Source organism: Falsiroseomonas oryziterrae, from assembly GCF_021864505.1.
GTDB classification, from domain to species: Bacteria; Pseudomonadota; Alphaproteobacteria; order Acetobacterales; family Acetobacteraceae; genus Falsiroseomonas; species Falsiroseomonas oryziterrae.
This window is the reverse complement of the sequence record NZ_JAKJIB010000219.1, coordinates 1-6,838: the sequence shown is the minus strand read 5'-3', so window position 1 is coordinate 6,838 and position 6,838 is coordinate 1. Positions and strand designations below refer to the sequence as shown.

Sequence of the window (6,838 nt, the reverse complement as noted above, 5' to 3'; positions counted from 1 at the left end):
GCCCATTCGAGGCCGGCGCGCTGCAGGGGCCGCGGCGCGCGGCGTTCCTCGCCCGACAGGAACAGCAGGCTCGCCCCGATGCAGAGCGCCGTGCCGCGCGCCCGGCCCCGCGCCGCGAGCGCGCGCGCAACGACCTCCTGCCGCGGCGAGCCGACGCCGAGGAACAGGAAGCGCGGCCGGGCCTGCTCGCAGAAGGCCAGCGCCGCCTCCATCGCGGCCGGATCGGTGTCGAACCCCATCGGCGGAACGTGCTGCACGAGCCGCGAGAGGCCGAAGCGCGCCCGCAATCCCTCCGCCGTCGCCGGCGTGGCGCCGAGCAGCGCGACCGGGTCGTCGCGCCCGATGACCTCGGCAAAAAGCCGCGCGGTGAGGTCGCTGCCCGGCACCACGGGCGGCGCGGCGAGCCCCATGGCGTGCGCCAGCCGCGCCACCACGCGGCTGTCGAGCAGCCGCCAGGCCGCGTCGCGGTAGAGCGGCCCGTATCGCCCCGGCTCGCGCGCAAGCCGGACGAGATGGTCCGCATTCGGCGTGACGAGATAGGCGAAGGGCGCCTCCGCGCCGCGTGCCGCGAGCATGCCGAGGACCGCGTCGGCGTCGCGGTCCTCGAATTCCAGCCCCAGCAGTTCCGTCATGGACGCGACGCGGCGCGGGCCACGCGCCTACAGCGCCGCGCGCAGCCGGAGCAGGAAGAGGTTGCGGTCGTACTCGTCGAACCCCTGCGTCGCGTCGAGCCGACGGACATGCTGGTAGGACCCGATCAGCGAGAGGTTGCGGTTGATCAACCAGCGGGCCGAGACGATGAGGAAGCCGTCGGTCGCGCGCTCATCCGGCTGCTCGTACTCGCGGCGGTCGGCGCCGATCTCGGCCGAGAGGATGACGTTGCGGAGGTATTCGTGGTCGACGCGCAGCAGGCCCTGCGTGCGGGTGTAGGACACCGCATTCGCGCGGATCGATTCCTCGATGGTCCTGCGCGCACTCGCGCTGACCGTCGTCAGCAGCGTCGGCTGCCAAGTCACCACGCCTTCGAAGGCCGGGCCCGACAGGTTGCGCAGCCGCGGATCGTCGTAGCTGCGCTCGCGGTAGCCGACGGCGGCGCGGAACGCCCAGACGCCGTCGAAGTCGTAGGTGAATCCGACCAGCCCTTCCCAGGTCTGGCTGTCGCGGCCGCGCTGCGAGCTGTCCTTGTAGGTGATGTCCTGGAAGCGGCCGATCAGGTTGACGAAGCGGCCGGGCCCGATCTCGTAGGTGAGGCCGAGCGCCGCGAGCGCGCTGTCGAAATCGTTGCGTGAGACGTTGCCGGGGGGCGTCCCGCCCGGCGTGGTCGCCGGCCCGGCGTCGACATCCTCGAAGCGGTAGCTGCGCCAGTTGGCGATGGCGAGTGCGCCGATGCGGTTGAAGCGCGTCGTGAGGGCGCCGTTCACTTCGGTGAGGGCGTAGGGCACCGGCTCACGGATGCCCGCCTCCTGCACGTCGTAGCTCTGCGTCTCTAGGTGCTCCTGCGCGCGGTTGATGCGGGCTTCGATGCTGGTGTCGGGGGTCAGGTCGTAGCGGCCGACGGCAGCGATGGCGTAGTCGGTCCAGTCCTGGTCCGTCTCGCTGAAGTAGGCGCGCCGCTCGACGCGGCCGGTGACGCCGACCTGATGCGTCGTCCAGTCGCTGAACAGGGATGCGTCGGCGCCGAGCGTCGAGAACCAGTCGGAAACGCGGTTGTTCTTCGTGCCGAAGAGGTTGTCGTCCCAGCCGAGGCCGAGATCCGCCGCCGCGGCGAGCCTGAAGGCGCCGAGCCGCACGCCGAGCGGATCGAAATCCGCGCGCGCGCGATCCTGGACGGTGACACCCCGGCCGGCCTCGCCGCGCGGGACCGGTTGCGCGCCGGCCAGCAGTGGCGTGAAGAACACGGCCAGTCCTGTAACGATCCGGATGAAGTGCACCCCCACGCGATAACTCCTTGTTTCTGCCCCTGCCCCGCCGTGCTAACACAGCTACTTCGGAGCATGTCATCAACGAAACGGCAATCACTGCACACGAATAATTGATGACCAACCGACCAGAACAGACGGCGATGGCAAACACTGCCGGCACCACGACTGCTTCGCAGCAATCGCGCGCATCCGCAACGACTGCCGATGGGCCGTCGCCCGGAACATTCGCGCTGCCGTTGCAGGATTTCCTTTCGGAATCAGACCACCGGTTGCGTGACCTGCTGGCCTACGGCATGGCTGCCGAGGCCGGCCACACCCTCCCGCGCGAGGGTGTCGACGGCTTGCGACGCGCCGCGGATGCCGAGCTGGAGGCCCATGCCTTCCGGCTGATGCACAACCAGGCCGAAGCGATCCGCCGGCAGGCGATGGACGAGCAACTCGCCCGCCTGCCGCGCGGCCTGTCATTCACCGGCGTCGTCGCGGCGAACCTCGTCGCCGTCGCCCTCGGCATCGCGCTGCTGCTGGCCGCCTCGCTCGCCTTCCCGGACTGGTCCGCCGGTCTCGTCGAGCAGGTTGGCCAGCTCCTCGCGCGAGCCACGACGAGGTCCTGACGCCATGCTGAGACCCATGCCGCTCCAGCTCGGCCAGTCCGACCGCCCGACCGAGACCGTGCTGTCCCAGGCCGTTGCGGCCTGCCGGCGGCAGCTCGTGGCCGTCGCGGTGTTCAGCGGCATGGTCAACCTGCTGCAGCTGACCGTCTCGATCTACATGATGCAGGTGTTCGACCGCGTGCTCTCCACGCGCAGCCTCGACACCCTCTACTACCTGACCGCGATCGCGCTCTTCGCGCTGCTGGTCATGGCGATCCTGGACGGGCTACGCGGCCAGGTCATGCAGCGCATCGCCGCCTGGGTCGAAGGCAAGGCCGCGCCCGAGGCCTTCATCCGCGCGATCGAGGCGCAGCTGCGCAACCGCCCCTACAGGATGGAGGCGCTGCGCGACCTCGGCGTCTGCCGCAGCTGGCTCGGCTCGCCCGCCTCCCTCACCCTCTTCGACGTGCCCTGGGTGCCGATCTTCCTCGCGGTCATCTTCCTGCTGCACCCGACGCTCGGCTGGATCGCCTTGATGGGCGCGCTGACGCTCTTCGTCCTGACGCTCGCGAACGAATGGGCGACCGGCGCCCTGGTGCGCCAGGCCTCCACGGGCGCGATCGCCAGCCAGCGTCGCGCCGAAAGCATCGTGCGCAACGCGGAGGTGATCGACAGCATGGGCATGAACGGCGCCGTGCTGCAGCGCTGGCGCGAGGGGCTGGCCGCCACCCTGCCGCCGCAGGAGCGCGCGGCCGACCGGGCGGCCATCCTCCTCTCCATCACCCGCTTCTTCCGGCTCGCCGTCCAGGTCGCGGTGCTCGGCGTCGGCGCCTGGCTCGTGCTCGAGCAGCAGCTGACCGCCGGCGCCTCCATCGCCGCCTCCATCATCATGGGCCGCGCCCTGGCGCCGGTGGAGCAGATGATCGGCGGCTGGAAGCAGCTCGTGCAGGCCCGCCAGGCCTATCGCCGGCTGCTCTCGTTCCTGGCCCTCCCCCGGCTCCGCCCGCCCGGCATGCCGCTGCCGGAGCCAACCGGCCGCGTCTCGGTCGAACGCGTGACCTTCGGCTTCCCGGGCCAGCCGGTCGCCATCGTGAAGGGCGTCTCCTTCTCCCTCACCCCCGGTGAGTCGCTGGCGGTCATCGGGCCCTCGGCCGCGGGCAAGACGACGCTGATCCGCCTGCTGATCGGCACGCTGCAGCCCTCCGCCGGCTCCGTCCGGCTCGACGGCGCCGACGTCTTCACCTGGATGCGCGAGGATTTCGGCCGCCATGTCGGCTACCTGCCGCAGGACGTCGAGCTGTTCGACGGCTCGGTGTTCCGCAACATCGCCCGCATGGCCGACGCCGAGCCCGAGGCGGTGTTCGAGGCGGCCCGCGTCGCGGGATGCCACGAGATGATCCTGCGCCTTCCGCAGGGCTACGACACCGAGATCGGGGACGGCGGACAGCACCTCTCGGGCGGGCAGCGCCAGCTGATCGGGCTTGCGCGCGCGATGTTCGGGACGCCGAAGCTCGTCGTGCTCGACGAGCCCAACTCCAACCTCGACGGCGATGCCGAGCAGGCGCTGATCGCCGGGCTGCACGACCTGAAGCGGCGCGGCACGACAGTCGTCCTCGTCTCCCACCGTCCGACGCTCGTGCAGGGCGTCGACAAGGTGCTGCTGCTGCGCGACGGCGCGGTCGAGGCCTTCGGCCCGCGGGCCGAGGTGCTGAAGCGGCTCATGCAGCAGGCCCGACCGGCCGAAGTCCCGGCGCAGCGCGTCGAAGGAGGCAGCCGATGAGCGACGTCACCCTGCCCCGCAACGCCCTGGCCGCCGGCGGCACCGCCGTCGCGCCCCGCCCCGCCTCCGCCCCCGCGCTCTGGCAGCCCGCGGAGACGGCGCTGATCCTCGACGCGCCGCGGCCGCGCACGCGCAGCCCGGTGCTGCTCGGCTACGCGGTGGTGCTTCTTTTCATCGTCGGCCTCGGCAGCTGGGCGGCGCTGACGCCGCTGGCCGAAGCCGCGATCGCGCCCGGCCTGCTGAAGGTCGAGGGCACGCGGCGCACCATCCAGCACTTCGAGGGCGGCATCGTGCGCGAGATCCTGGTCCGCGACGGCGACGAGGTGCGCCAGGGCCAGCTGCTGATGCGCCTCGACCAGCCGCAGGCGGCCCAGCAGACCGAGACGCTGCGCAGCCAGCGCTGGGCGCTCATGGCGCAGGATGCGCGCCTCGTCGCCGAGCTCGCCGGCGCGCGCGAGGTGATCTTCCCGCGCGAGCTGCTCGCCTCCGACGCGCCGCGCGCGCAGGACGCGGTAACCGGCCAGCGCGCCTTGTTCGAGGCGCGTCGCATCGCGCTCGAGAGCCAGATGACGGTGCTCCAGGCCCGCGTCGAGCAGGCGGAGGCGCAGATCCGCTCCTCCATGGCGCAGCGCGAGGCGCAGGAGCGCATGCTGGTGCTGCTGCGCGCCGAGGAGACCAACACCGCCCAGCTGCTCTCCCAGGGCCTGGCGCGCCTGCCGCAGCTGCTCGCCATCCAGCGGCAGGTCGCCGCGACCCAGGGCAACATCGCCGACATCACCAGCCAGGCCGACCGCTCGCGCGCCCAGATCGCGGAGAACGAGCGCGAGATGCGGCGCCTGCGCGACCAGCGCAGCCAGGAATCCTCGACCGAGCTGCGCGACGTGCGCGTCCGTCTCGCCGAGGCGGAGGAGAGGCTGCGCGCGGCCGAGAACGTCTCGACGCGCCTCGAGATCACGGCGCCGGAGGCCGGCACCGTGCTGAACCTGCGCGTCTTCACCGTCGGCGCCGTGGTCCGCGCCGGCGACCCGGTGATGGACCTCGTGCCGCAGAGCGACCGGATCATCGCCGAGGTGAACGTCCAGCCGAACGACATCGAGGTCATCCACCCGGGCCTCGTCGCGGAGGTCCGCCTGCCGGCCTTCAAGCAGCGGCTCGTGCCCTACCTGCACGGGCATGTCATCTTCGTCGCGTCGGACGTCACGCAGGACGAGCGTCGCGGCACGGCGCATTACCGCGTGCACATCGCCCTCGACGACGACCAGCTGCGCGCGCTCGACGGCGTGCAGCTGCGTCCCGGCATGATGGTGGAGGCGCAGATCCGCACCGGCGAGCGGTCCTTCGGCCGCTACCTGCTCCAGCCGGTCTTCGACAGCTTCCACCGCGCCTTCCGCGAGCAATAGCTCACGCAGACGTGGCCGCGCGCGCGCTGGCGGCGCCGCGCGGCGTCACCGATAAGCCAACCAAGGGATCAGGGGATCATGGCCGCTCTTCCGACACTCTTCGCCGATGGCGTCGTCGACGTGCACATCGCCAATGGCGTGGCGCGCATCACCCTCGCCACGATGACCGGCCAGCCGCCGCAGCAGGGCGAGGCGCCGCGCGCCAATCCCTCCGGCATCCTCGTCGTCCCGGTGACCCAGCTGCCGATCCTCGGCCGCGTCTTCGCCGAGGTCACCCGCCAGCTCGAGCAGCGCGCGAAGGAAGCGGCCCAGCAGCCCGCCCAGGCTGGCGGGGGGACAAATCAGGGCCATGCGGACCAGCCCGGTGGAGCCTTCCGCTTCAACGGCTGACGACCGCGCCTCCGACGGCAGCGCGGCCCGACCGGCCGCGCTGACGACGGTGATCTGCACGCATGCGCGCCCCGCCTATCTGCGCGCCTGCCTCGCCGGCCTCTCCGTGCAGGAGGAGGCCACCGACGTCGTGGTGGTGGACAGCGCCTCGCCACCGCAGGCGGCGGCCGAGATCGCGGCGCTCGCGGCTGAGGCCGGCGCGCGCCTCGTCCGGTCCGAGCGGCCGGGCCTGTCCATCGCGCGCAACCTCGGCCTCGAAGCTTCCTCCGCCGCCTGGACCGCCTTCCTCGACGACGACGCGGTGCCGCTGCCCGACTGGTCGCTCAGGCTGCGCGAGGCCATCCAATCCCTGCCGCTGGACGCCGCCGCGATCGGCGGCCGGATCCTGCCGAACTGGGAGGGTCCGCTTCCCGCGTGGTGGCCGCCCGCGCTCCGCGGCGTGCTGACCATCGTCGAGTGGGAAGGCCGTGGCGAGGAAGGCCGCGACCTGCCGGACGGCGTCGCCGTGTACGGCGCCAACATGGCCTTCGACAGCGAAGCGTTGCGCGGCGTGGGCGGCTTCCCGGAGGAACTCGGCAGGGTCGGGACGCGCCTGCTCTCGGGGGAGGAGGTCGAGGTGCTGGACCGCTTGCGCGCGGCGGGCCGGCGCGTCTTCTACGATGGGCGCATCACGGTCCGGCACTCCATCCAGCAGAACCGCCTCAACCCGGACTGGCTGCTCACGCGACTGCACTGGCAGGGCGCGACCGACGCGGT

The 6,838-nt window shown here is 72.0% G+C and carries 7 protein-coding genes; 5 read left to right on the top strand and 2 right to left on the bottom strand.

The features are described from left to right. Together L2I40_RS16050 and L2I40_RS16045 are read right to left on the bottom strand one after the other, a co-directional pair. On the bottom strand, positions 1 to 632 hold a 632-nt coding region (locus L2I40_RS16050), incomplete at its 3' end, for a WecB/TagA/CpsF family glycosyltransferase (RefSeq protein ID WP_237216205.1). A 27-nt stretch (positions 633 to 659) separates the two neighbouring features. After that, positions 660 to 1,937, bottom strand: coding sequence for an outer membrane beta-barrel protein (locus L2I40_RS16045; RefSeq protein WP_237216204.1), 1,278 nt, complete (start codon positions 1,935 to 1,937; stop codon positions 660 to 662). Positions 1,938 to 2,032: 95 nt separating this feature from the next. Here L2I40_RS16045 and L2I40_RS16040 point away from each other — a divergent pair, with 95 nt between their 5' ends. From L2I40_RS16040 to L2I40_RS16020, 5 genes are all read left to right on the top strand, one after another. After that, positions 2,033 to 2,533 (top strand): hypothetical protein, encoded by a 501-nt coding sequence (locus tag L2I40_RS16040; RefSeq protein ID WP_237216203.1) that lies wholly within the window; start codon positions 2,033 to 2,035, stop codon positions 2,531 to 2,533. 4 nt (positions 2,534 to 2,537) lie between these two features. After that, positions 2,538 to 4,292: a type I secretion system permease/ATPase gene (locus L2I40_RS16035; protein ID WP_237216202.1), complete on the top strand. Its 1,755-nt coding sequence runs from the start codon at positions 2,538 to 2,540 to the stop codon at positions 4,290 to 4,292. Beyond that, positions 4,289 to 5,692: an HlyD family type I secretion periplasmic adaptor subunit gene (locus tag L2I40_RS16030; RefSeq protein ID WP_237216201.1), complete on the top strand. Its 1,404-nt coding sequence runs from the start codon at positions 4,289 to 4,291 to the stop codon at positions 5,690 to 5,692. The genes L2I40_RS16035 and L2I40_RS16030 overlap by 4 nt, the downstream gene beginning before the upstream one ends. A 78-nt stretch (positions 5,693 to 5,770) precedes the next feature. Further along, a complete protein-coding gene (locus L2I40_RS16025; RefSeq protein WP_237216200.1) occupies positions 5,771 to 6,082 on the top strand; it encodes a hypothetical protein in 312 nt (103 codons plus the stop codon). Then, positions 6,042 to 6,838: glycosyltransferase family 2 protein (locus L2I40_RS16020; RefSeq protein WP_237216199.1), on the top strand; the 797-nt coding region annotated here is incomplete at its 3' end. The genes L2I40_RS16025 and L2I40_RS16020, both read left to right, overlap by 41 nt.

Coding starts and splice junctions, on each gene's coding strand:
- L2I40_RS16035 (WP_237216202.1), top strand. CDS start 2,538: ATGCTGAGACCCATGCCGCTCCAGCTCGGCCAGTCCGACCGCCCGACC.
- L2I40_RS16030 (WP_237216201.1), top strand. CDS start 4,289: ATGAGCGACGTCACCCTGCCCCGCAACGCCCTGGCCGCCGGCGGCACC.
- L2I40_RS16025 (WP_237216200.1), top strand. CDS start 5,771: ATGGCCGCTCTTCCGACACTCTTCGCCGATGGCGTCGTCGACGTGCAC.